The sequence below is a fragment of the Cytophaga aurantiaca DSM 3654 genome (assembly GCF_000379725.1).
Classification (GTDB): domain Bacteria; phylum Bacteroidota; class Bacteroidia; order Cytophagales; family Cytophagaceae; genus Cytophaga; species Cytophaga aurantiaca.
Genome location: NZ_KB903623.1, coordinates 135,849 through 161,250, shown reverse-complemented (window position 1 = coordinate 161,250; position 25,402 = coordinate 135,849). Strand labels below are relative to the sequence as shown.

General features: G+C 35.6%; 24 protein-coding genes. 11 read left to right on the top strand and 13 right to left on the bottom strand.

Translation table 11 applies throughout. The annotated features are described in order from the left end of the window. Positions 1-50 precede the first annotated feature (50 nt). On the top strand, positions 51-1,034 hold the full coding sequence (locus A3EE_RS0104190; protein WP_018342185.1) for a hypothetical protein: 984 nt from the start codon (positions 51-53) through the stop codon (positions 1,032-1,034). Positions 1,035-1,062: 28 nt separating this feature from the next. Beyond that, entirely contained in the window at positions 1,063-1,380 is a 318-nt protein-coding gene (locus A3EE_RS21775) for a hypothetical protein (RefSeq protein ID WP_018342184.1), read from the top strand. Positions 1,381-1,420: 40 nt separating this feature from the next. Here A3EE_RS21775 and gndA read toward each other — a convergent pair whose 3' ends face one another. The 6 genes from gndA to A3EE_RS0104155 form a co-directional block, all read right to left on the bottom strand. Continuing rightward, the gene (gene gndA, locus A3EE_RS0104180) at positions 1,421-3,304 is read right to left on the bottom strand and encodes an NADP-dependent phosphogluconate dehydrogenase (protein WP_026209586.1); all 1,884 of its coding nucleotides are present in this window, start codon (positions 3,302-3,304) and stop codon (positions 1,421-1,423) included. A gap of 40 nt (positions 3,305-3,344) precedes the next feature. After that, positions 3,345-4,670 carry a GntP family permease gene (locus tag A3EE_RS0104175; protein ID WP_281166435.1) on the bottom strand — a complete coding sequence of 442 codons (1,326 nt, stop codon included), beginning with the start codon at positions 4,668-4,670 and terminating at the stop codon, positions 3,345-3,347. A gap of 22 nt (positions 4,671-4,692) precedes the next feature. Beyond that, positions 4,693-5,571, bottom strand: a complete 879-nt coding sequence (locus A3EE_RS0104170; RefSeq protein ID WP_018342181.1) for a DUF72 domain-containing protein — start codon at positions 5,569-5,571, stop codon at positions 4,693-4,695. Between the two features lie 117 nt (positions 5,572-5,688). Then, complete coding sequence (locus A3EE_RS0104165) at positions 5,689-6,741, bottom strand: M42 family metallopeptidase (RefSeq protein WP_018342180.1); 1,053 nt, start codon at positions 6,739-6,741, stop codon at positions 5,689-5,691. 144 nt (positions 6,742-6,885) lie between these two features. Continuing rightward, the gene (gene pyk, locus A3EE_RS0104160) at positions 6,886-8,298 is read right to left on the bottom strand and encodes a pyruvate kinase (RefSeq protein WP_018342179.1); all 1,413 of its coding nucleotides are present in this window, start codon (positions 8,296-8,298) and stop codon (positions 6,886-6,888) included. A gap of 8 nt (positions 8,299-8,306) precedes the next feature. Beyond that, entirely contained in the window at positions 8,307-8,738 is a 432-nt protein-coding gene (locus A3EE_RS0104155) for an IPExxxVDY family protein (RefSeq protein ID WP_018342178.1), read from the bottom strand. Positions 8,739-8,953: 215 nt separating this feature from the next. Between A3EE_RS0104155 and A3EE_RS0104150 the strand changes: the two genes are divergently transcribed. From A3EE_RS0104150 to A3EE_RS0104135, 4 genes are read left to right on the top strand one after another with little or no spacing between them, the layout of a single operon-like run. After that, positions 8,954-9,190, top strand: a complete 237-nt coding sequence (locus A3EE_RS0104150; protein WP_011584784.1) for an acyl carrier protein — start codon at positions 8,954-8,956, stop codon at positions 9,188-9,190. A gap of 40 nt (positions 9,191-9,230) precedes the next feature. Further along, positions 9,231-10,478: a beta-ketoacyl-ACP synthase II gene (fabF, locus tag A3EE_RS0104145; RefSeq protein WP_018342177.1), complete on the top strand. Its 1,248-nt coding sequence runs from the start codon at positions 9,231-9,233 to the stop codon at positions 10,476-10,478. An 11-nt stretch (positions 10,479-10,489) separates the two neighbouring features. Further along, a complete protein-coding gene (gene rnc / locus A3EE_RS0104140; protein ID WP_018342176.1) occupies positions 10,490-11,227 on the top strand; it encodes a ribonuclease III in 738 nt (245 codons plus the stop codon). An 8-nt stretch (positions 11,228-11,235) separates the two neighbouring features. Then, positions 11,236-12,300: a DUF4421 family protein gene (locus tag A3EE_RS0104135; RefSeq protein WP_018342175.1), complete on the top strand. Its 1,065-nt coding sequence runs from the start codon at positions 11,236-11,238 to the stop codon at positions 12,298-12,300. Positions 12,301-12,311: 11 nt separating this feature from the next. Here the strand turns inward: A3EE_RS0104135 and A3EE_RS0104130 are convergent, their stop codons facing one another. Continuing rightward, positions 12,312-12,527, bottom strand: a complete 216-nt coding sequence (locus tag A3EE_RS0104130; RefSeq protein ID WP_018342174.1) for a hypothetical protein — start codon at positions 12,525-12,527, stop codon at positions 12,312-12,314. Between the two features lie 96 nt (positions 12,528-12,623). Here A3EE_RS0104130 and A3EE_RS0104125 point away from each other — a divergent pair, with 96 nt between their 5' ends. Then, positions 12,624-13,886 carry a M48 family metallopeptidase gene (locus A3EE_RS0104125; protein WP_018342173.1) on the top strand — a complete coding sequence of 421 codons (1,263 nt, stop codon included), beginning with the start codon at positions 12,624-12,626 and terminating at the stop codon, positions 13,884-13,886. Positions 13,887-14,199: 313 nt separating this feature from the next. Further along, positions 14,200-17,652 (top strand): transglutaminase family protein, encoded by a 3,453-nt coding sequence (locus A3EE_RS0104120; RefSeq protein WP_018342172.1) that lies wholly within the window; start codon positions 14,200-14,202, stop codon positions 17,650-17,652. 85 nt (positions 17,653-17,737) lie between these two features. Here A3EE_RS0104120 and lpxB read toward each other — a convergent pair whose 3' ends face one another. From lpxB to A3EE_RS0104100, 4 genes are read right to left on the bottom strand one after another with little or no spacing between them, the layout of a single operon-like run. Continuing rightward, positions 17,738-18,865: a lipid-A-disaccharide synthase gene (lpxB, locus tag A3EE_RS0104115; protein WP_018342171.1), complete on the bottom strand. Its 1,128-nt coding sequence runs from the start codon at positions 18,863-18,865 to the stop codon at positions 17,738-17,740. Between the two features lie 50 nt (positions 18,866-18,915). Beyond that, on the bottom strand, positions 18,916-19,338 hold the full coding sequence (locus tag A3EE_RS0104110) for a 6-pyruvoyl trahydropterin synthase family protein (RefSeq protein WP_026209585.1): 423 nt from the start codon (positions 19,336-19,338) through the stop codon (positions 18,916-18,918). Positions 19,339-19,389: 51 nt separating this feature from the next. After that, on the bottom strand, positions 19,390-20,388 hold the full coding sequence (locus tag A3EE_RS0104105; protein ID WP_018342169.1) for a FecCD family ABC transporter permease: 999 nt from the start codon (positions 20,386-20,388) through the stop codon (positions 19,390-19,392). Next, the gene (locus A3EE_RS0104100) at positions 20,385-21,254 is read right to left on the bottom strand and encodes an ABC transporter substrate-binding protein (RefSeq protein WP_018342168.1); all 870 of its coding nucleotides are present in this window, start codon (positions 21,252-21,254) and stop codon (positions 20,385-20,387) included. Before A3EE_RS0104100 ends, A3EE_RS0104105 begins: the two co-directional genes overlap by 4 nt. A 58-nt stretch (positions 21,255-21,312) precedes the next feature. Here A3EE_RS0104100 and rfaD point away from each other — a divergent pair, with 58 nt between their 5' ends. From rfaD to A3EE_RS0104085, 3 genes are all read left to right on the top strand, one after another. After that, positions 21,313-22,278, top strand: a complete 966-nt coding sequence (gene rfaD, locus A3EE_RS0104095; RefSeq protein ID WP_026209584.1) for an ADP-glyceromanno-heptose 6-epimerase — start codon at positions 21,313-21,315, stop codon at positions 22,276-22,278. Positions 22,279-22,350: 72 nt separating this feature from the next. Further along, a complete protein-coding gene (locus A3EE_RS0104090) occupies positions 22,351-22,731 on the top strand; it encodes a hypothetical protein (RefSeq protein WP_018342166.1) in 381 nt (126 codons plus the stop codon). A 61-nt stretch (positions 22,732-22,792) separates the two neighbouring features. Beyond that, positions 22,793-23,152: a hypothetical protein gene (locus A3EE_RS0104085; protein WP_018342165.1), complete on the top strand. Its 360-nt coding sequence runs from the start codon at positions 22,793-22,795 to the stop codon at positions 23,150-23,152. A gap of 84 nt (positions 23,153-23,236) precedes the next feature. Here A3EE_RS0104085 and A3EE_RS0104080 read toward each other — a convergent pair whose 3' ends face one another. Beyond that, a complete protein-coding gene (locus A3EE_RS0104080; protein ID WP_018342164.1) occupies positions 23,237-23,719 on the bottom strand; it encodes a hypothetical protein in 483 nt (160 codons plus the stop codon). A gap of 179 nt (positions 23,720-23,898) precedes the next feature. Continuing rightward, entirely contained in the window at positions 23,899-25,203 is a 1,305-nt protein-coding gene (locus A3EE_RS0104075; protein ID WP_018342163.1) for a hemolysin family protein, read from the bottom strand. Positions 25,204-25,402: the final 199 nt, after the last annotated feature.

Sequence of the window (25,402 nt, the reverse complement as noted above, 5' to 3'; positions counted from 1 at the left end):
TTCATAATTCATAATTCATAATTCATAATTCATAATTCATAATTACAAAAGTGAGTTCACTCCAACATATACCTTCTGCCAACAACGAGCAGCAGCCGATCAATCTGAAGATTCAAGAGGTTAAGCTGCTACAGGAAGAATTAAAACACTTACAAAAAGCCATTCCAGAAGCGATCACGCTCTATCAAAAAACTGTATCTCCTATTGCTGAAAGAATCCGTTTGCTACAAAAAGAGAAACTCATTTCCCTTGATATATACATTCATGAAATCAAATTCTCTAAGCGGGAACTTGAAATTGTTGATGTATATATGTATTCAGAGATCGAACAATGGATCTACGAAAACGGAAACGATAAAGAGTTAGAAGACCTTTTCAGTGCATACGCACACATGCCTTTTGAGGAACATGTCAGAAAAACAAACACTCCATTCCAGGATTTTTTTTCAGATGAATCAAATTTTAGTAATGATACTGAACCACAGCCAAATTATAAAAAGAAAAGTGCTGCCGAACGAACAGCTGATAAAGAAAAAGTGCTGCAAGAAGAACATCGAAAAAAATCAATCCGTGCAATATACATTGATTTAATAAAAACCTTCCATCCGGATACCGAGCAAGACGCCGATAAAAAATCAGAGAAAGAAGAAATCAGTAAAAAAATAACGGAAGCTTATGGTAATAATGATTTGTATACATTATTAAATCTTGAGACACAATTTTTAGAGCAACAAACAAATCGTCTGCAAGGCATGAAGACAGAGACACTAAAAAGTTATCTGGCGATGCTCGACAATCAGATCAAGGAATTAAAGCAAAGTATACGGGAATATAAAAGCGACCACGATGCTTTATTTATTGAAATGAGTAAACCTAATGCCAAGCCCGAAAAGCAACTTAGAAAAATAAAAAAAGAACTACAGGAAGGTATTCAGATTTTGAGTCAGCAGATCATCATTCTTCAACATGTAGATCCAGGCATTAAATCGGACCTGTTATTTGAAATGGAACGACAGATTAGCAAAGTGCGATAATTACACTAGTATATTAAACGCCAGACTTATGTTTCGAAAATATAAATGGACAATTTGTTTTATTGTCCTCACTCCTGTTTTAATTATTGCATGTTTTTTCCTGTTAGGTGGAGGCCATGGATGGATAGAACCAACAATTATCCTTTTTCCATTTGCAACCATTCAATTCATTCGATCAAGTACAATAGATTTAGGATTTCTTCTTGCAGGCTTTTTTCAATATCCCTTATATGGATTATTGATCGATTCATTTCAAAAAAAGAATATTACCAAAATACTACTAATAACTCTGCATGTTATACTGATATTGGTATCATACCAATTCATTCCCAAGCATTTCCAATAATTAATTACAAGGCTTTGCTATAAAAAACAAATTAATAAGCCTACCACTCTGTATGATAGTATTTACCTGTCGAGTCACCAATCTTCTGATACGTATGTGCACCAAAATAATCGCGTTGCGCCTGTATGATATTTGCCGTTGCATAATTACCCATAAGCACATTTAAATAATCAAGTGCTGCCAAATGACTTGGAATGGATAGATCGTATTGCAATGCGCTTACTGCAAACATTTTCAATCCGGATTTTGCAATTTTTAGTTGTTTCAAAACAGTAGCATTCTCAAAAATGTTTGAATCTTTTTTCAAAACTAAAACAAGCTCTTCCATAAAAGCGCTTCGTATGATGCAGCCATTTGTCCAGATGCGGGCAATCTCAGCAAGATTAAGATCCCATGAATATTTTTTCGACGCTTCATCTATTAACATAAAACCTTGCTGGTGATTAACAATCCGTGCAAGCCTATAGGCATCTCTAATTTCGGGCAATGAAATCGTTTCTAAATTATGCTCAGTAGCTTGTTCGCCATTCACACGTATATTTTCTTTGATTGTTGAAACATAACGTGCAAGAAGTGCTGAAGTAATCAGTGTTGCAGGCTGACCCAATTCAGATGCCGCAATGGTTGCCCAGTTACCCGTACCTTTATTTCCTGCTTTATCTAAAATCAAATCGATCAACCATGCATCTCCTTCTTTCTTTACTAAAAGTGCTGCAGTGATTCCCAATAGATAGCTATTTAATTCACTCTTGTCCCACTCGGTAAATACCGCTGCAATCTGAGGAGGCTGCATCTTAACAGCATATCGTAAATACACATATACTTCTGCAATCAATTGCATCTCGGCATATTCAATGCCATTGTGAATCATTTTAACAAAATGTCCCGAGCCATCTATTCCAATATACGTACAGCACGGATCACCTGATTTATCTTTTGCAGCAATCAATGTCAAATATCTTTCAACCAGCTTGTACGCCTCAGCAGGACCGGAAGGCATAATAGATGGGCCTGTGAGCGCACCTTGCTCTCCTCCAGAAACGCCTGTTCCAATAAAATGTATACCTTTTAATTTTAGAAATAGGATACGTCTTTGTGTGTCGCCATAGTATGAATTACCACCATCAATGATGACATCTCCGTTATTCAAATATGGCACCAGCTCATCTATAAACGTATCTGTTTCTTCACCTGCTTTGATCATCAGAAAAATCTTTCGTGGTCTTTCCAATGATTCTGCGAATGACTTCAAATCTTCAAAACCAACAGCTGAGTGCAATTCAGGATATTCAGAAATACTTTTTTCGGCAATCTGTTCTTCAGAACCTTTAATAAAACGATTGTATAAAGAGAGGGATATACCTTTGCCCGCAAAGTTTCTGGCCAGGCTTTTCCCCATTACTCCAAGGCCTACCAATCCAAATTCTGATTTTGTTAGTTTTTTCACAATTGTCTGAATAATAGTGTTCGTATCTAATGCTGTATCTATATAAATCGCAGAATCCGGTTCTTCCAGAATGTCAAATTGAGATTGTAAAAGTTCCGGAGACATAAAATGCCCTTTTCTATTTTTTAATCTCAGATGAATTGTATCAACATCTCCTTTTAAGTAAATCCAGACAACAGCATCTCCAATCTGCTGTGCCACAAGTACACGATATGCTTCCTTCAATGCAGAACAGGCAAACACTGCAGACTGTCCGCTACTGAACAACTCACGTGCTTGCTTATTAATATCTACCAACCAATTGTATCTATCGTCATCTGTAAGCGGAATTCCGGCAGCCATTTTTTCAATATTTGATTCGGGATGAAATGTATCGCCGTCATAAAATTTTGCTCCTAATGTTTCAGCAAATAGTTTACCAATGGTTGTTTTGCCACAACCGGAAACCCCCATAAAAATATATATTCTATTTTCCATTGAACACGTATTCAATTTTCAAATTAAACATTGAGACTCATTATATCCATATGCTTAGCAATAATACACCACCAAGCCCCATAACAGATACGATACTCTCCATAACTGTCCAGGATAAGAACGTATCTTTTATAGATACATTAAAATATTCTTTAAACATCCAGAAGCCGGTATCATTCACATGAGAACAAAAGATGCTTCCTGAGCCGATAGCTAAAATCATAAGATTTGGATCTGCATCAATTTGATTCATGAGTGGTGCAATTATACCTGCAGCCGTTAGTCCTGCAACTGTAGCCGACCCTAGGCATAAGCGGATAATCGCGGCAATCAGCCATCCCAATAGTAGTGGATTTATTTCGAGTGTCTGAAAATAGCTGCCGATAGCAACACTTGCTTCACTGTCAATAAGTATCTGTTTCAATCCGCCTGAAGCTCCTATAATTAAAATAATCATGGCAATATCTTTTATGCCCGATTCATACGTATGCATTATATTCTTAATACTAACACCTTGTTTAATACCTAATGTAATACTTACAACAATCAATGAGATTAGCATTAATATAGATGGTTCTTTTATGAATAATAAAATCTGAGTGCCTGTTTGATTCTTAATAAAAAAAGAAAACAAGAAAGTAGCCAGCAATAAAAACACAGGCAGCAACGCAGAGAAAATACTGTTAAAAACTCCAGGCAATTCATGTGCTGCAACAGTATGCTCTACCAAAGGAAGTTCACCTTCCGATTGAATATTTTTCAATGTTCTGGCAAAGAGAGGACCGGCAATAATGATTGCAGGTATGGCAACAACAATTCCATATAAAAATGTTTTGATCATACTTGCATGAAAGGTACCAACCAATGATGCAGGTGACGGGTGCGGTGGCAACAGACTATGCGCTACAGACAATGCAGCCAGCATGGGAATCCCAACATATACTGCAGGAAGCTTATATCGATACACCAGCGTAAAAACAATTGGTATAACCAACACAAATCCTACATTATAAAATAATGGAATACCTATAATTAAACCTGTTAGAAGCAAACCCCATTGTAGATATTTTTCACCGCAGATATCAATGATCTTATCTGCAATGACCGTTGCGGCTCCGCTTTCTGCAACGAGCTTACCGATCATGGCACCGGCAGTTAATGTTATCAGAATACTGCCCAGCATATCGCCTATGCCTTTTTGAAAAGACTTTACAATCTCATTTAAAGGCATGCCGAATAAAATTCCGGCAAGAATTGTTACAAGAATAAAAGATATAAATGGAGATAATTTTAATATAGCCGTTAAAAAAATTAACGTTCCGATAACTAACAGTAAAATAAAAAGTAGGGACATTTTTTCGGTTATGAATGTATATACTATGATTTTATTATTTTTTCTTTACAGTCTCTGGCACTTTCAACTCAAGTTCAAAGGCCTTATTCATCTTTTCAATAAAATAAGCTGACAACAAAGGTGATTCTAATTCAATATTCTGGTGCACAAAAAAGTATAATTCATTCAATCCTTCTTTACGCCATGTTTTAATACGCTTGATCCAATCATCCAGTCTAGAATAATCGCTTTCATGATTCGCGCCTACATAACGAATAAATGCTTTATCAGAAGTCAGCCGCATATGTATAATATCTCTACGTGCTGCAGTATCTACAACAATAAACGTCTTTTTATATTTAACAAGAAGTGCATGCAACTCATCCTGCACCTTTTTATCAGAATACCATTCTTCGTTGCGCAGTTCTACAGCCAATGGTACTGCCTTCGGGAATTTCTTTAGAAATGTTTCAAGTTTATCAATGTCTTTCGGTTTGAAATTATCGTGCATCTGTAAAAAAGTCATTCCTAGATTTTCTTCAAACAGAACAACAGCATCACAGAACTCTTCAACCACAGCATCCACTCCTACCAAACGTTTAAAATGGCTGATGGTATTCGGAATTTTAGGGAAGAATTTAAATCCTTTTGCAGCTTTCTCTTTCCAGGTTTCTACCTGATCTTTAGAGGGGGATTTATAAAACGTTGCATTTAATTCAATGCTGTTAAACTGTGTTGAATAATAGCTCAACTCATCTTTTGTTCCCTTCGGATAAAAATTTTTCAGATCTGTTTTATTCCACTTTGCACAACCAACATACACCTTAAAGTTCTTATTTGGCTTGGATTCGCCTAATACTTTTTTAGTATCTGCATGATCTTTAGGCAAAGTAAAATCAACCTCTTCAGGCGTATCTGTTTTTCCGAATTGCATAAGCTTTATTTTTGAATTGTACCAATATCCATTCTCTATAAAAGATAGAAAAATATTTTATAAAATTCAGCATTATATAAAAACAAAAAAGGGAAGCTCTCACTTCCCTTTTGAATATTAATGATTCCAACTATACTGATCCAGATTCTCTACAGCAACCTGCAGCAATTGTATACTCAACTCAACATCCTGCTTATTCACCATTTCAATTACCTGGTGAATGTGACGTGTAGGAATGGATATAGCACCTGCAATAGAGCCGTTCTTACCATTGCGTTGTAAAGGCGCAGTATCTGTACCACCAGCTACAAGAATTTCCGGCTGCCACATAATATTTTTGTATTGTGCCTGTTGTTTTAAATAAGCAACCATTCTGTAATCGCAAATGGTTGACGAATCTAAAATCTTAATGGCAGTTCCTTTGCCAAGCTCTGTGCATTTTTCATGTGCGCGTGCTCCTGGTACATCGTATGCAATCGTTGTATCCAATGCAATGGCAAAGTCCGGATTAATGCTATGAGCTGCTACACCTGCTCCGCGCAAGCCTACTTCTTCCTGCACCGTAAATACTGCATAGAAATCGTACGGTACTTCCTGATACTGCAATCTTCTTAATGTTTCAATAAGTATGAACACAGAGATACGATTATCTAATGATTTACAGTTAATGCAATCGCCCATCTCAATTAAAGAACGCTCTCTTGTTACCGTATCTCCAATGCTAATGTATTGTTCAACCTCTTCTTTTTTCATTCCAAGATCTATGAAAAAATCTTCGATCTTCGCAGGCTTATTTTTCTCTTCGGGAGACATAACATGAATAGGCTTAGCCCCCATTACACCTACTAAATCTTTCTTACCATGAACAATCACACGTTGTGCTGTCAACGTTTTCGGATCAAAACCCCCCAAGGTTTGAAAACGAAGAAACCCTTGATCATCGATATGAGATACAATGAAGCCTATCTCATCCATGTGAGCAGCCACCATTACTTTTTTGCTTTCCGGATTACGCACACCTTTTTTCAAGGCAAATACATTACCGATATTATCTACCCACACATGATCAACTAAATGTGTTACTTCTTTCAATACCAAAGCACGTACAGCCTGCTCATAGCCAGGTACACCAGGTGTTTCGCAAATATTTTTTAATAAACCGATATCCATTTATGTAATAAATTTTAAGTAAATATATTTAACGAGATAAAATAAATATAACTGTTCGCAAAATGAAGTTCATATTTATTTTCCTATAAAAAAAGCCCTCTGAAAAATATTCAAAGGGCTTTGATTTATTTTAAGAAAGAATCATTATTCAACAATTCCTAATTTCAAACTATTTGCCAACTGGATATCTGCCATGGGCATTGACGCCGTAGTGACATAGATATCTCCTTTCTTCAAAAGACCATTCGACACTAAACTTTTCTTAACGGCTTCAATCGATTCGTCTGTAGTTGTAAACTTTTCGAATTTAAATGCTCTAACCCCCCAAACCAAATTCATTTGATTCATTAATTGCTCATCGTGAGTAGCAATGTAAATATTTGCTTTAGGTCTATGGCTCGCAATTCTGAATGCTGAATAACCAGACTGAGATAAACCAATAATTGCTTTAGCATTTACTTTATCTGCTAATTCACATGCAGAAGCAATTACACTATCGCTATTATTTTCAATATCGTCGCTTGTAGTCTTATTATAGATATCAGCTTCTTTTTCTACTGCTTGACAAATACGTGTCATTGATTTCACTGTAAGTACAGGATAGCTACCTGAAGCTGTTTCAGCTGACAACATGATTGTATCTGCACCATCAATAATTGCATTCGCAACATCACTTGCTTCAGCACGTGTAGGACGCGCATTAGAAATCATGCTTTCCATCATTTGTGTAGCAACGATTACAGGCTTACCCAATTCGTTACATTTTCTAATGATCATTTTCTGGATCATCGGAACGTCTTCCATTTGAAGCTCAACTCCAAGATCACCACGCGCAACCATGATTGCATCAGATGCATCGATAATTGCATCAATATCTTTAACTGCTTCTGGCTTTTCAACTTTTGCAATTACTTTACAAGCTTTTCCATGTTCTTTAACGATTGCTTTTAATTCATTCAAATCAACAGCGCTACGAACAAAAGATAAGGCGATCCAATCTACATCATTCTTAAGACCGAATAATAAATCTTCTTTATCCTTATCTGTTAATGATGGTTCAGAAACAATCGTGTTTGGCAAGTTAATACCTTTACGAGATTTCAAGATACCGCCATAAATAACTACACATGTAACTTCACCGTTACCTGTTTCTAAAACTTTTAATTCAATGTTACCATCATCAATTAAAATAGCATCGCCTTTTTTAACATCTGAAGTAAGCATTTTATATGAAGTACTAATTTTATCTTTAGTACCCAACATTTTTTCTTTTGTAATAACAATCTTAGCACCTTCTACAAGTTCTACTCCGTTGTTCTCAACTTCGTCTGTACGAATTTTAGGACCTTGTAAATCCTGAAGGATTGCAATGTTAACGCCTTGTTCTTTTCTGATTTCACGAATCGCATTAATCACGCTTTGATGTACGTCATGAGTTCCATGAGAAAAATTCAATCTGAAAATGTTCGCACCAGCTTGAACCAACTCCCACAGTTTTTCCTTCGTGTTACATGCCGGACCTACAGTTGCAATAATCTTTGTTTTCTTGTTTACCATGTTAATACTTAAATAAATATTAGATTATCTTTCGATTTTAATTCACTTACGTCAATTACTTTAATGTATTGAATAGCGGCACAATCCTGCAATTGTTCTTTTATCCATTCCTCATCAAAGATACAGCCTTCATCAAGAATATGAATAAAATAATCATAATCCTTTAACTCCGGAATTAGGTAAGGTTTCGCAATATTAGTAAATTCAATTGATTTATTTTTCAAAAGTCGTATCTGACTATACTCGGTTAAATACAGATACGTGCTAACCAATATGTTACAATCATTTTGAAATTGTAAATTTATATCTTCGGCTTTAATTAAATGAATTTTTAACAATTGATTCATGTTCCAGGCCAGCTTATATTCCTTTGCAGACGATATAATACCGAGCATTTTAAAACTGTAATCAAAGTCAACAACCAGCTTGTTTGTTTTCATTTCTGTCAGACTATTTTCTTAAATATTTAATTCTTTGTGGTAGTGTTAATAACTATCCTGAATATTTTAAATTGTAAGAACACGTAAATTTACAATGAAATAGCCGATTTGGGAATCAAAGTTATCAACTATAAAAAAAGAATACTGGAAATAGTTTGACAAACTAGCATAAAATTCATTTCTTTGCCCCGTGTTTTACTAAAAAATGTAAAAAAATGTCAGAAATCGCACAAAAAGTAAAAAGCATCATCGTTGAGAAATTAGGTGTTGAAGAATCAGAAGTTACTACTGAAGCAAGTTTCACTAATGATCTAGGTGCTGATTCACTAGATACTGTTGAACTTATCATGGAATTTGAAAAAGAGTTTAACATTTCTATCCCAGACGAACAAGCTGAAAACATCACAACTGTTGGTCAGGCTATTGCTTACCTAGAGCAACACGTTAAATAATTTCATCTAAATCATTCATTAAATCCGGTAAATTCATATCATGAATTTAAAAAGAGTTGTTGTAACGGGGTTGGGTTCATTAACACCCATTGGAAATACTGTTCCTGAATATTGGGATTCTCTAATAAAGGGGGTTAGTGGCGCTGCGCTCATTACAAAATTCAATCCGGAAAAACACAAAACTAAGTTTGCGTGTGAAGTTAAAAACTTTAATGTTGAAGACTTCATAGAAAAAAAGGAAGCTCGTAAGATGGATCCTTTTACGCAATATGCAGTTGTTGTGGCCGATGAAGCAATCAAAGACGCTGGTATTACACCAGATCTTGATCATGACAGAATCGGGGTGATTTGGGGAGCCGGCATCGGTGGCCTTAAAACGTTTGAAGATGAAGTAAAGGCATTTGCCTTGGGAGACGGAACACCTCGTTTCAATCCTTTCTTTATCCCTAAAATGATTATTGACATCAGTGCTGGCTACATTTCTATCAGAAATGGTTTTCGTGGGCCAAATTTTTCTACTGTTTCTGCTTGCGCGTCTTCTTCCAACGCAATCCTGGACGCATTTAATTACATCCGTTTAAACAAAGCAAACATTATTATTGCCGGTGGTTCTGAAGCTGCAGTTGTAGAATCAGGTATCGGTGGTTTCAATGCATGTAGAGCTTTATCAGAAAGAAACGATGATCCGGCAACGGCTTCCCGTCCATTTGATAAAGACAGAGATGGTTTTGTAATGGGTGAAGGTGCCGGTGCATTGGTATTAGAAGAATATGAGCATGCAAAAGCTCGTGGAGCAAAAATTTATTGTGAAGTTATCGGCGGCGGTATGTCAGCCGATGCTTATCATTTAACTGCACCGCATCCGGAAGGCTTAGGTGCAAAAAATGTAATGCTTAACGCCATCAGCGATTCTGAAATCGTTAAAGAAGACGTTGACTACATCAATGTTCACGGTACATCTACTCCTTTAGGTGATATCGCTGAAGTAACTGCTATTCAGGCTGTTTTTGGTGAACAAGCTTATAAGCTAAATATCAGTTCAACAAAATCAATGACCGGTCACTTATTAGGTGCCGCCGGTGCAATTGAATCCATTGCAACGATACTTGCAATTCAAAACCAAATTGTTCCTCCTACAATTAATAATCACAACAGAGATGAAGCGTTTGATTCAAGATTGAAACTTACGTTAAACAAAGCTGAAAAACGTGAAATTAAAATTGCGATGTGCAATACATTCGGTTTTGGTGGACATAACTGCTCCATTGTATTCCGTAAAATTGACTGATCGCTTTGTCATTGCTAACTAAGCAACTGAACTTTCTCCGAAATCTCTTTAGATCAAAAGAGGATAAAATCCTCGCCCAAAAGATTCGCTACGTTACTGGTATGTGGCCAGGAAACCTGCATCTTTATCAAATGGCAATTGTGCATACATCTGCCGCTGATGAAAATGAATCAGGTGTAAAAGAATCCTATGAACGACTGGAATATCTCGGAGATTCAATTTTAGGTGCTGTTGTTGCAGAATATCTTTTTAAAAGATTCCCATTCAAAGATGAAGGCTTTCTTACTGAAATAAGGAGCCGAATGGTAAACAGAGAAGTTCTAAACCAGGTTGGTAAAGATCTAGGCCTCTCCGATCTTGTTATTTTTAATGGAAGAAAAGGTAAGCAAGGTCACAAATCACTTTATGGAGACGTTGTTGAAGCATTAGTTGGTGCAATCTATCTGGATAAAGGTTTTTTAAATGCAAAGAAATTTGTCATACGAAAAATTGTAAATAATCAGATCGATGTCGAAACCATCATTCAAAATAATAAAAATTTCAAAAGTATTTTATTAGAGTGGTGTCAAAAAGAAAACAAGAAACTGGAGTTTGTAATTCTGGAAGAAAGTGGACACCGACATCAAAAAGTTTTTAAAGCAGAGGTACGCATCGCTGATGAAAGCAAAGGCGAAGGTATAGGCTTTAGTAAGAAAAAAGCTGAGCAAAGCGCAGCAGAAATCGCTTGTAAAGAATTGGATCTAAAATAACTACTGCCATGCGGGTTGTTTTATTTTTTTCCTCTTTCATTTTTTTTATCACACTTGTTCATGCACAGGAACAAGTAGAATATTCAGCAAGAAAAGTAAAACTAAGAGCGGACACAAACTTTGTTAAAAGTTACAAAAACTATTTAACGGTAGGTTTATTTATTGCTGCTCCAATAAATTTTCTTACAATTACCCCAAAAGATTCTGCAATTAAAAAAAGTACATATAAAACCAACCTTGCAAGTATTATTGGTTTTACTGTAGCATACAAAAGTATTTACGCTGCCATTGGCTTCAGAGCTCCTGTAGAAGCCGACAAATCGAGTACCTATGGAAAAACATATTTCAAAGCTTTTGCAATCGGCACACAAAAAACCCGATTTTCTATTCGCTTTGATTACCGGAAAACAAATGGCTTTTATAACAGCGATTCACTCATTTATAATTCATCTACGAATTCTTCTTCCTATTTAAAACGCGGTGATGTAAATACAAAGCAATACATGCTTTCCGGTTTATATAATTTCAGTTGGAAAAAATACTCCTACCTTTCTTCATTCAACTTTTCTGAACACCAACTCAAAACACGTTTTGGTTTTATTCTGAAATCTTCTTTCAGTTCCAACCAATTAAAATCAGATTCAAGTTTAATCAACTTAACAAACACTTCGTCTGTTTCAGATGGTATTCAACAGTTAAATTATACTTCTTTTGTTATTGGACCTGGCATGGGTTTAAATGTTGTTATCGCTAAACGTATTTATTTTTCCATGATGCTTTTTCTATCCTATGATTTTGTAGGATATAAGTTTATTGACAACAACAACAACGTTATTTATAAAAGCTCAAGTATTACGGCATTCTTTGAAGAAAAAATGGCAGTAGGCTATCATTCAAAACGGTTTTATGCAGGCTTGAAATTTACTGCAGATCAAATACAGGTTCAAACCCGGGATTATAAAGTAGGCAATTTATTCGGTGCATTAACGCTTGATGTTGGTTATCGATTTAATGCACCGGGCATTTTAAAAAAGGTATACGCAAAAACATTTACTAAGTATCTGGGAATGTAACCTAATGGATACTATTCAGATATCTTTCCACTTTCTTCTGAGGAATTTTCGGGCAGATCACTACAACAACTCCCAAAATGTACAGAATCCATCCATTCTTCATCTGTAAGTGTCTCTGTTTTCACCTTCGGAATAGCAATTAGCGGTCCACACCATACACATGGCGATCCATCTCCCATAACTTCTGAGCCTCCGCAAGAAGGACATATATAACCGCAGGTTGGCATGATGTAAGAACTAATTAAAGAGTCATTTAGTTTCAATATACAACTAATACTTTTCTAATAGAATTGTGTTAGTTTTACACTTTAATACATATACTTATGGATGCAATTACTATAAAATACCTGATCATTGGAATACTTGTTTTCGATTTTGTTGTAGAACGTATTTTAGATTACTTAAACATTAATAATTTAAATGCGCCACTACCGGCAAATGTAGCAGGTGTATATGAAACTGCTGAATATGAAAAGTCGCAGGCGTATCAAAAAGAAAAGGAAAAGATAGAACAGATTGAATCCTTCTTTCAATTTGGCTTATATTTAGTATTACTTACACAAGGATATTTAGGTGGTTTATACGATGTTGTAACTGCCCATATAAACCAATCCACTAGCTTAAGTAGTATCAGCTTTTACGCATCCAATCTAATCTTCTTCGGCATTTTATTTATTGCAAGCGATCTGCTCTCTACTCCATTTTCATACTACAATACATTTATTGTTGAAGAAAAATTCGGATTCAATAAAAGTACGATCAAGCTTTTTATAACAGATAAATTAAAAGGTTATGTATTGGCTATTATTATCGGCGGATTGGTAATCAGCTTACTGTTATTTTTAATTCAACAATTAGACACATCCTTCTGGTGGATCTTCTGGATCATTATCAGTGCTTTAATTGTTTGCATGAACATGTTCTATACAAGTCTGCTTTTACCTTTATTCAACAAACTAACACCATTAGGTGAAGGAGAATTAAAGGATGCCATTCAAACATATTGTAGAAAAGAGAACTTTCCCGTTGATAATATCTATATCATGGATGGTTCTAAAAGATCGAATAAAGCCAATGCTTTTTTCTCTGGTTTTGGAAAAAAGAAAAAAATTGTCTTGTTTGATACGTTAGTTGACCAACATTCCATACCTGAACTTATCGCAATACTAGCGCACGAAGCCGGTCACTTCAAAAAGAAACACATCATACAGATGATGGTACTTTCTGTATTTCAAATTGGTGTGTATTTGTTTTTATTATCTCTATTAATCAAAAACGAAAACTTATCTATTGCATTGGGTGCAACAGGTAACAGCATTGCATTAAATCTTATCGGATTCGGCTTACTCTTCTCTCCTGTTTCATCTGTAACGGGAATACTTGTAAATCTTCTTTCAAGAAAAAATGAATACGAAGCAGATGCTTTTGCAGCACAAACATCTAGTGCAGCAGACTTAGGCGTTGCACTTAAAAATCTAAGCAAGAAAAATCTGAGTAATCTTACGCCACACCCGGCCTATGTTTTTTTACATTATTCGCATCCGCCGGTAACACAACGTTTGGATGCAATGGGAATTCATAATTAGTGGCCAGCTGTCAGTAGACAGTACTGAATAAGACAAAAGCAGAAGATTTATTCTTCTGCTTTTTCGTTTATACTATTTATTTTTTCTAGAACATCTTTTCCTTTCAACAAGTAAAGGTTAACCTCCACCCACTACTACAGTTTACTGTGCACTGACAACTGACCACTATTTTGTACTTTTTCACTATTCACCTGCTTTAATTCAATATAATTAAAGAATAGATTATAAAATTCTTGTATTGAAACTTAAAAATGCTTTCTTTATAAAAGTAAAACGAACATTTACGAACAACCCTCCTTTACCCTTTTATCATATGGCAATTAAAGTAGCAATCAATCACAAAACGACCTACACCTACGACAGGCTTGTTACCTTATCACCACATGTGTTCAGACTAAGACCTGCGAGTCATTCGCGTACACACATTGAGGCCTATTCGTTCAAGGTAAGTCCAGATAGTCATTTCATCAATTGGCAACAGGATCCCTTTGGTAATTATCAAGCACGAGTTGTTTTCCCCGAACAGACAAAAGAATTGAGTGTTGAAGTGGAAGTTATTGCCAACATGGTTGTCTTAAATCCCTTTGATTTCTTTGTTGAAGAATATTCGAGCAAATTCCCTTTTGCTTATCAAGGTCAATTAATAAAAGAACTTTCGCCCTACCTTGAAGTTAAAGAAGATGGTCCGCTATTAGATAAGTGGATGGAATCTGTAAGCAGAGAATCTGTTGAGATCGTAGACTTTTTAGTTTACATCAATCAAAAAGTTTATAACGACATTAATTACTCCATTCGTATGGAAGCTGGTGTTCAAACGCCAGATACTACACTCCAATTATTATTAGGATCATGCAGAGACTCTGCATGGTTACTTGTACAAGTGCTTCGCAAGTTAGGATTAGCAGCACGTTTTGTTTCAGGTTACTTAGTACAATTAAAAGCCGACGTTGAAGCACTGGACGGCCCATCAGGACCTGTAGCAGATTTTACAGATCTACATGCGTGGACAGAAGTCTATGTTCCTGGTGCAGGATGGATTGGATTGGATCCAACATCCGGCTTATTTGCAGGTGAAGGACATATCCCATTGGCATGCACACCCGATTATGTAAGTGCTGCGCCCGTTGTGGGTGCAACCAGCATTTGTGAAACAACATTTTCATTTTCAAATACCGTAACACGTATCCACGAAGATCCACGTGTTACAAAACCTTATTCAGAGGAACAGTGGGCTGCAATAAATAGTTTGGGCTTATTTGTTGATGATGAATTATTGCAAGGCGACGCCCGCATGACTATGGGTGGTGAGCCTACATTTGTATCGATCGATGATATGGAGTCCGCACAATGGAACACAGATGCAGACGGCGTAGAGAAACGAATCTTATCACACGAATTACTTTTACGTTTGCGCGCATGTTTCGGCCCTAGTGGTATGATACACTACGGACAAGGAAAGTGGTATCCGGGCGAACCTTTACCTCGTTGGCAATACGGCCTCTTCTGGAGAAAAGATGGATTGCCTATGTGGAAGAATGCAAGTTTACTTGCGCTAGAAAGTTCTACTAAAAAATATACGCATATTGATGCAGAAGCATTCATGCTGGAACTTACGAATTTCTTAGCAGTTCCGGAATCCGATGCATCTCCAGTGTATGAAGATACATTTTATTTCCTATGGACAGAAGGTAAAATACCTGTCAATTTAGATCCATTAAAATTCAATTTAAAAGATCCGATTGAACGCAGAACACTTACACAGCTTTTAGATAAAGGGCTGGACAAACCAGCAGGATTTGTATTGCCGCTTGAATGGAGTTATACAAAATCCGCATGGAAAACATGCAAGTGGAGAATGAAACGTGATCAGATTTTCCTTACGCCAGGAAACTCACCCATTGGATTACGATTGCCGCTTGATGCACTATCTAAGCTTGCGGCAGAATACATGCCGTTTGAAGTAGAACGCAGTTTGTTTGAGAATTTGCCAACGATCCAAAACGACTACTCTTCAACAATCCGTTCCAGATATGGCTCCATCACGGAACACGAAGACACTTTTGTAAGAAGAAAGTATGAAAAAACTGAAGACGAAAATAAAGGTTCAAAACATAAAAAAGTTGAGAAAGTTTTAGAAGAGTCTCAGCCTTTATACTACATTCCTCTTATAAAGACAGCATTGTCTGTTGAAGAACGCAATGGAATTATCTATGTATTTCTTCCTCCATTAAAATACGTTGAACATTATTTAGATTTACTAGCTTCTATTGAAGCGACTGCTGAAAAATTACAGATCCCAGTTCGTATTGAAGGATACGAGCCACCTCGGGACAATCGAGTAGAAAAGTTAGTTGTGACACCAGACCCTGGTGTGATTGAAGTAAACATTCATCCATCAAAAGATTGGAAAGAACTTTCTTATAATTTAGAAGTTCTTTATCAGGAAGCATTTAAATCTCGTTTAGGTACAGAGAAATTTATGCAGGATGGTAAACATACTGGAACAGGTGGCGGTAACCACATCACCATTGGCGGTTCAACACCTGCTGATAGTCCTCTTCTTCGCAGACCGGATCTGCTAAGAAGCATTATAACATTCTGGCAACACCACCCGGGCTTATCATATCTATTCTCAGGCGCATTTATTGGCCCTACAAGTCAAGCACCACGCTTTGATGAAGGCCGTGATGAGAAATTGTATGAGATGGAAATTGCATTCGCTCAAATTCCCAAACATGGTGATGTACCTTTCTGGCTTGTAGATCGTTTGTTCCGCCATTTACTAACGGATATAACAGGCAATACACATAGAGCCGAATTGTGCATTGATAAATTATATTCACCGGATTCATCAAGCGGACGATTAGGTATTCTTGAATTCAGAGCATTTGATATGCCACCTCATAAAGAAATGAGTATGGTGCAAATGTTATTGATTCGCACATTGATTGCCTGGTTCTGGAAAACCCCTTACGAGAAAGAGCTTGTGCCTTGGGGTACAGAGCTGCATGACAAATTCATGCTGCCGCATTTTGTTGAGCAGGACATGAAAGATATCGTTCAGGAATTAAACAATGCAGGCTATCCTTTCCAAATGAGTTGGCTGGCACCTTTCTTCGAATTCAGATTCCCGCATTATGGTACCGTGCACATCAAAGATGTAGAGATTCAAATCCGTATGGGTATAGAGCCTTGGCATGTATTGGGCGAAGAGATGTCGAGCTCAGGAACTTCACGTTATGTAGATTCATCTCTTGAACGTTTGCAGGTTAAGTTAACTAACATGAATGACTCCAGATATATTTTAGCATGTAATGGTTTTAAAGTACCGTTAAAGCCCACACCTGTCAAAGGAGAGTTTGTATGTGGGATCAGATATAGAGCCTGGCAGCCACCTTCTGCTTTGCATCCAACGATTGGTATTGATACTCCGCTCACATTCGATTTGATTGATACATGGAACAGCCGATCCATTGGAGGTTGCACCTATCATGTTGCTCACCCGGGCGGAAGAAGCTATGACACCTTCCCTATTAACAGTTATGAAGCGGAGTCAAGAAGGGTTTCAAGATTCTGGGATACTGCTCATACACAAGATCCCGTTCCTGCAGGTTCATACATAACAAATACTCCCATTGGTCGCTATATGGTTGAAGTCAATCCGAATATTCGTAATTTTGACATTACAAATATTGAAACGAACAAAGCATATCCGAACACCTTAGACATGCGTCAATGTTGGAAAGCAAAAAACAAGAACAGATAATCAGAAATTGATTGTATCGAAAAATGAAAAATCCCTTAATTGAATAAATCAATTGAGGGATTTTTTATTAAATAACTATCAGATATTAAATACTTACTTCAGCTTCCGTTGACATATACGCTGTAATCAACTTTGCTGTCTTATGCGAAACGCCTGTTTCTCCAATTCTTCCTGAAACCTCCTGATATCCTGCAATCATATCTTTTCTGTATTGCGTCTCAGGTATCAGCTGTTCAAGTTCTGCATGTATGTTTTTAATAGTACATTCACCCTGTATTAATTCTTTCACAACAGGCTTGTCTACAATTAAATTTACCAATGATATATATTTAACGCTGAGTAATGATTTTGCAATATGATACGAAATGGAATTCAAACGATAACACACTACCTGCGGCACATTAAACAAACAGGTTTCAAGCGTTGCTGTACCTGAAGCGACTACTGCTGCACGCGAATGAAGCAATAAATCATAGGTCTCATCTGTAACAATTTTAACATTATTTCTTTTGTATGGTTCGTATATTTTTGAATCCAGATTTGAAACGGCTGCAATCACAAACTGTACATTGGGAAAGTCAAAAGCTACCTCTACCATTCGATCCAGAAGCATCGTTACCTCCTGATATCTGCTTCCAGGCAGTATTGCCACCAACTTTTTCTCTGAATTCAATTGATGCTTTTGTAAAAAATTTCCGTTCGGAACAAAATTTGAAATAGCATCCCGAAGAGGATTACCAACATAATCTACTTTGTATTCAAACTGTTCGTAAAACTCTTTTTCAAAAGGAAGAATCACAAACATATGATCAACCAAACGTTTTATTTTATAAGCACGTTTTGTATTCCACGCCCATACTTTGGGAGAGATATAATAAAATACTTTAATATTATTTTCTTTGCAGAAAGAAGCAATCTTCATATTGAATCCTGAAAAATCTACAAGAATAATTGCGTCCGGTTTATACGTCAGTATATCCTTTTTAGTCTCACGAAGGACTTTAGCAATGGTAATTAAATTCATAAACACCTCTACAAATCCCATAAATGCAATGTCTTTATAGTGTGCATACAATTTCATTCCCGCATTTTTTGAAAGATCGCCCCCAATCCCTCTTATTTTAAGTTCTGAATCATTTGCTTTTAATGCTTTAATTAAATTAGAAGCATGCAAATCACCTGAACGTTCACCACATATTAAATAATACTTCATTCTATCGATTTAAAAATTTAAATATTATTTTATTAACCTTATCCGGCAAATTATTCACCAAAATATTCTACATAATTACGAGGAGTTTCATACAATTTAATGCAATGCAACACACCTCTACCATTTGAAAGCTCAGCAATTTCAGGTGCCAATATCTTCCAGAATTCATATGCCAAAATTTCAGTACTTGCCATTTTACCAATCATAAAATCCACATCCAGATTCAAATTTTTATGATCGACCTTATCTGTAATTTCTGTTCTTATTAATTTACTTAATTTTTTCAAATCTATCACAAATCCTGTATCCGGACTTGGTTCGCCTTTTACGGTTACGATCAAATCAAAATTATGTCCATGCCAATTTGCATTCGCACAAGGTCCAAACATCTCAGCATTTTTCTCCTCCGACCAATTCGGATTGTATAATTTATGCGCAGCATTAAAATGCTCTTGTCGTGATACGTATACGATCATACCAGTATTAATTTCGTTGTTACAAATGTAATCATTGAGCCGTTAAGTTTAATAATTATTATCTGCGGTCTTTAATAATAAATACAGGAAAAAAGGTACCCCAACCAACGACATTAATATGCCTGCTGGCACCCCTTGTGGTGGAAAAAGCTGCGTTGAAAGCATTTCACAAAGCATTAAAAACAAGCCGGACAAATAGCACAACCAAAGTATAAATGACTTCGATAATTGAAAATTAAATAACATTCGCGTTATATGTGGCATAACCAATCCAATAAAACCAATAGGGCCAACCATACTTACAGCAACGGCTGTTAAAATGGAAGATAAAAGCAATACAATCACTCTATACCGTTGCACAAATACTCCAAGCCTGTTTGCATTTTCTTCTCCTAGCTCCATTATTTGAAATGGATTAAACATCAGAAAGGTCAACACTGCAATTGGAATTACAATACATGCCATATATACAACCTTACTCCATGAAGCTGTTTGAAACGAGCCGAACGTCCAGAAGATGATATTTTTCCATGATTGATCTTCTCCGGCAACATAGAGCAATAAAGAAAGTAATGAAATTGCTAAACTCGAAATTGCAATACCAACTAAGATCATTCGGTAAGGCACTATTTTACCTTTAACAGTTGCAAGTAACAAAGAGACAATATTTGTACCCAATGCACCGCAAAAAGTCAATGTCAATAACAATCCAAGACTTGAATGATTCGGTGCCAACCATACAAAAAACAATGCTGCAAATAAGGACGCACCTGAAGAACTACCCAGTACATATGGGTCTGCAAGCGGATTACGCACCAACACCTGCATCAAATAACCAGACAAGCCCAAGGCTGCGCCAGTAATAAATGCAAGAAGCAAGCGTGGTAAACGGATCTCAACCCAAACAAGCTGATCCATAGCATCTGAATTATATTGAATTAATGCATCCGGCAAGAGATGTATTTGAGTAATATTCTGAGTTGTTCCTATAGCAATCAACAGGATCAACAATAAACTAGCAGCTATGTATATATATAACTTTTTCATTTACGCATAATTGACTCGAGAGAATCCTTCAACACGGGTAATCGTACACCAGGCCTGCTTAATACCGAATCATCAATTACAAATAATTGATCGTTCTTATATCCCAATGTCTTTTTAAGTATCGGATAGGATTCAAAAAAGAGTTTTTTTTGTTCTTCGGAACTGAATATATACAACTCCGGATTCGCCAGTAAAATATATTCGACATCAACAGTTGGATAAGCGTTCTGGACATCATGAATAATATTTTCACCACCAAGTGATTCACACAGTTCAGACACAAAAGTCAAATTCCCAAATACATAAATAGGGGCTGCTGAAACAACCGCCAAATACTTTTTCTTCTTAATTGTATTAAGAGTATCTATATGTAATTGAGAGAACCATGTTTCCATCTTAACAGAATCGCCCTTTGTAATATCAACCATGGTGCGTAAACTTGATTCAATCTTTTTCAATAGATCATACTCCTGCACAAAAACGGTTTGATGCAGCTGCTCCAGTTTATTAATATCCTGAACGGAAATCATTCCTTTTTTCACTAAAATCAAATCAGGCTTTAAACGAACAATAGCTTCTATATCCAGCGGATAACTGTTCACTGCTGGTTTCTTTTTAACAGATTCAGGATAATCGCACCAAATAGAACGTCCCACTATTTTTGTTGTATCAACAAAGGTATATACCAACTCTGTTATTGAAGGAGTTAAACTAAGTATTCGATTTGGATTAACCGGCACAGAAACATTCCTTCCTAAGTCATCTTTAACGATTCTCGTTTTTATTTCATGTGTTTCAACTACAGTCGAATTGCAGGCAAAACAGAAAATCAGCAACGACAAAAACAAGTACTTGGAATATCTCATAGATTCGGAAATTATTAGTAAATTTAAACCAAATATTTGAATAAAATCGCTAAGTCTTATGATGGTTGTTACCGGTGCTGCAGGATTTGTTGGAAGCTGCTTGATCCAACGATTAAATGAATTAAACTTCAATTTTATTATTGCTGTCGATCATTTTGATAATCCAGAAAAAAAGAAAAATCTCGAGAATAAAAAAATACAGGAATACGTTGACAGAGACCATTTCTTTGAATGGTTAGATAAAAATAACAAACACGTTGAATTTATTTTCCACATTGGTGCACGTACAGATACGACTGAATTTGACAAAGCTATTTTTGACAAGTTAAATGTTGAGTATTCTAAAAAAATATGGAATGCATGCATTGCTTATCAAATCCCATTGATCTACGCATCCTCTGCTGCAACATACGGTAATGGTGAGTTTGGATATGATGACAACGAAGAAATCATACCGAAATTAAAACCGTTGAATCCATATGGTGATTCTAAAAATGATTTTGATATCTGGGCATTACAACAGGAAAAGCAACCGTTTTTCTGGGCAGGTTTAAAATTCTTCAATGTATATGGCCCAAATGAATTCCATAAAGGAAGAATGGCTTCTGTTATTTTTCATGCATACAATCAAATTAAAACTTCAGGTAAAATGAAGTTGTTCCGTTCGCATAACCCAAACTACACGGATGGCGGGCAAATGCGCGACTTTGTATATGTCAAAGACTTATGTAATGTGATCATATTTTTGATGCACCACAGAAAGAATAGCGGCATTTACAACTTAGGTAGCGGCCAAGCCCGTACGTTCTTAGATCTGGTTAAAAATACATTTAAAAATATGAATGTATCTGAAGACATTTCTTTCATTGATACACCGATTGACATTAGAGATAAGTATCAATATTTCACTGAAGCCAATATGAATAAACTTAAAAGTATTGGCTACACAGAAAAATTCCATACACTTGAAGAAGGTATTGAAGACTATGTTAAAAACTATTTAATTGCTGAAAAATATTGGTAATCATATACGACTGGAATGGAAATTAATTCCATTCCAGTAATTTTTTATTATAGTGCTCCCCTTTTCACTTTCATGAAATTAGAATTCTTATACAAAATAAATGAATTTGATGAACACGCTGTTCGGCTCTCAGATTTTGATTCCAGACAAGCAAAAGCATTTAAAGATATACTTTATGATGTTGTCATTAGAAAAAAAACGGCATTAGAAGTTCATGATTTAGAATTTATAGAACCGATAAATTGCTCGTTAACACTGCGTTTATCATTAGAAGATATAGGCATTGAAGAAGTAGTTGGCAAGCATTTTTATTGTGATTTAACCTTAGAAAGCTATAAAAAGATGCATACCTTACTTGAACCATTTTGTAAAAAAGAATCAAAAGGATATCAATGGCTGTATGATGTTGACACGCCAATTGATTTATTATTTTCTGCTGGTGGCGGCATGTGACAATTAATCGTTCGTACTATACATTACTAAATTCCGAACACATTTTGATTAAAAATATACTATGAATAAACTGTTAGCAGGAATTTGTATTGGTATCATATTCGGTTCTTTAGGTGGATACTTTATTGCCAAATCTGAAATATATTCTACTGATTATGTTCGTGTGAAAATAATAAATTCATCAGGAAAGACCGTTAATAAGGTTGTATTGACACATGGAAATGGGACATATGAAATAGTCAACCTATTAGATAAAACAGATACAAAGATTGTTTTTAAAAATCCTGGAGAAGGTACTTATAGCTTGACTGCAACCTTAGAAAATGATTCAACTGTATTATTTAAAGAAGAATATATTGAAGGGGGCTATGAAAGAACGGAAACAATAACAGCAAAAGAAATAAGAACAACTTATAATTAAGAATAGCTTACAATCCTGTAAATTAAAAAGTCTTTCCGTGATGCACGAAAAGACTTTTTATACGGTTAACTTTTTAAAAATATTTTATTGTTTATATACAATAGGAATTTCATTTAATCTACCTTCTGATATTTTAATATTTTTAATTGTGCCATCATTCATAACAACGCGCACACTCATTTCAAAAGTTCCTGAAACAACTTTGTTGTTTTCATCAATTTTCTGAAGCAATACATAACCCGCATCCGGCTTACCAACTATACTTGTTGAAGGATCTTCATAACGAATAAATGCTGCTCTGCTTTGTTGAGTTAAATCAATTTTAGATTCCTGAATCGGATTCATAAAAGTGAATTTTATAAAACGATCATTGCTAAATGACAGTTGGGATTCCCCACCAGTGATTTTTCTGTAGCTTCCTGTAAGGCCTTCAATAACAAATGGCTTTCCATTAATAAAATAAGTAAAAGTACCTTTTTTATTAATCGTAGGATTCTCAGAAATAAATGAACTTGATGTTAAAAATACACTTAATAGTATTCCGATTGCAACAAAATTCTTTACCATTGATTCTTCTGTTTTAAATACTTGCCCTTTGTTATTACGAATATAATAAAAAGAAGTTTAACTATAACAATAATAACAGTACTATTTTTTAATGAAAAAGTACAATATTTTACAAGTAAATAAAAAAGAGATAGTTAACAACTATCTCATAAAGTAATAATTAAGCATTTAAACGGTATTTATTGTTCAGAATCTTCTAGTCTATACAATCTAACCAGTAAAATGCTTTGTTTGGTCTTTTTTAGAATGGTACATTGATACCCTTCAAAAGTTATTTTTTCACTTATATCCGGAATGCGGGAAAATGTTGTAATCAATAAACCAGCAACGGTATCGTATTCTGCCCCTTCCGGCAAAGCAACAGGAAGCAATTCATTTACATCCTGAATACTTGCCTGTGCATTGACAATATATTCGTTTGCTGAAAGTTGTTCAACAACCGGAGCCTCGTCATCATGTTCATCCTGGATCTCACCAACAAGCTCTTCAATAATATCTTCAATTGTTGCAATACCTGAAACGCCGCCGAATTCATCTACAATAATGGCCATATGCAAATGTTTTGCCTGAAGATTTTTCAATAATTCATTTATCTTTTTGGTTTCAGGAACAAAATATGCAGGACGCATTGCCGCCTCAAGATTTATGGCAGTCCCCTTATTCATGATCTTGAGCAAATCTTTTGTATACAATACCCCAATGATGTTATCAATATTGTCTTTATATACAGGAAGCCTGGAATATCCTTCATTAACAATCTTATTTAAGATATATTCCAGAGGCAGATCAATATCAACGGCATTGATACTTGTGCGCGGCGTCATGATCTGTCGAACCGTAACATCAATAAAGCCGAATACATTTTTAATCAGCTGATGTTCACTGGGATTTAATGCACCCGTGTTTTTTCCCTGATCAATTAATAATTCCAATTCGGCAGCAGAATACAATTCCTTCTCACCTACTTGTGAAAAACCACTTATTTTCAGAATAATTGTAGCAAAGCCATTTAATACATATATAAAAGGTCTGAATACAATATAGAATACACGCAACGGATATGCGATACCCAATGTAACGCTTTCTGCACGCTGAATAGCAATGGATTTGGGCGCTAATTCACCAAACACAATATGCATAATTGTGATCAGGGTAAATGAGATACCAAAAGAAATTTCATGGATGTATATTTCGGGAATGCTAATCGAATAAAATGAAAAAAAGCTCATTACCAATGGCATTACAACCCGCTCACCAGCCCAACCAAGCCCGAGACTAGCTAACGTAATACCAAACTGAGTAGCAGAAAGGTACGCATCAAGACTTTTCAAAATCACAAGAGAAACCTGTGCTCTGGAATTTCCAGCTGCTGCTTTAAGCTCTAATTGGGAAGAACGTACTTTAACGATTGCAAATTCAGCCGCAACGAAAAAACCGTTTAATGCAACAAGAAAAAGGGTAATGAAAATGTAGAATAATATCATTTGAAATTCAATAGGATGTTATGTTACACCCTATTAAGAATATTTATATACAAATATACAATTTTATAGATTAATCTGAACGAAATATACAATAGAAAAAAGTCTGGAGAAGCACTTAAGTATAATTCCCATATTATAATTATTATAAATTAGGTGTTGAAAAAAACGGTGTTTAGAACTATTATAAATAAAGTGAAAA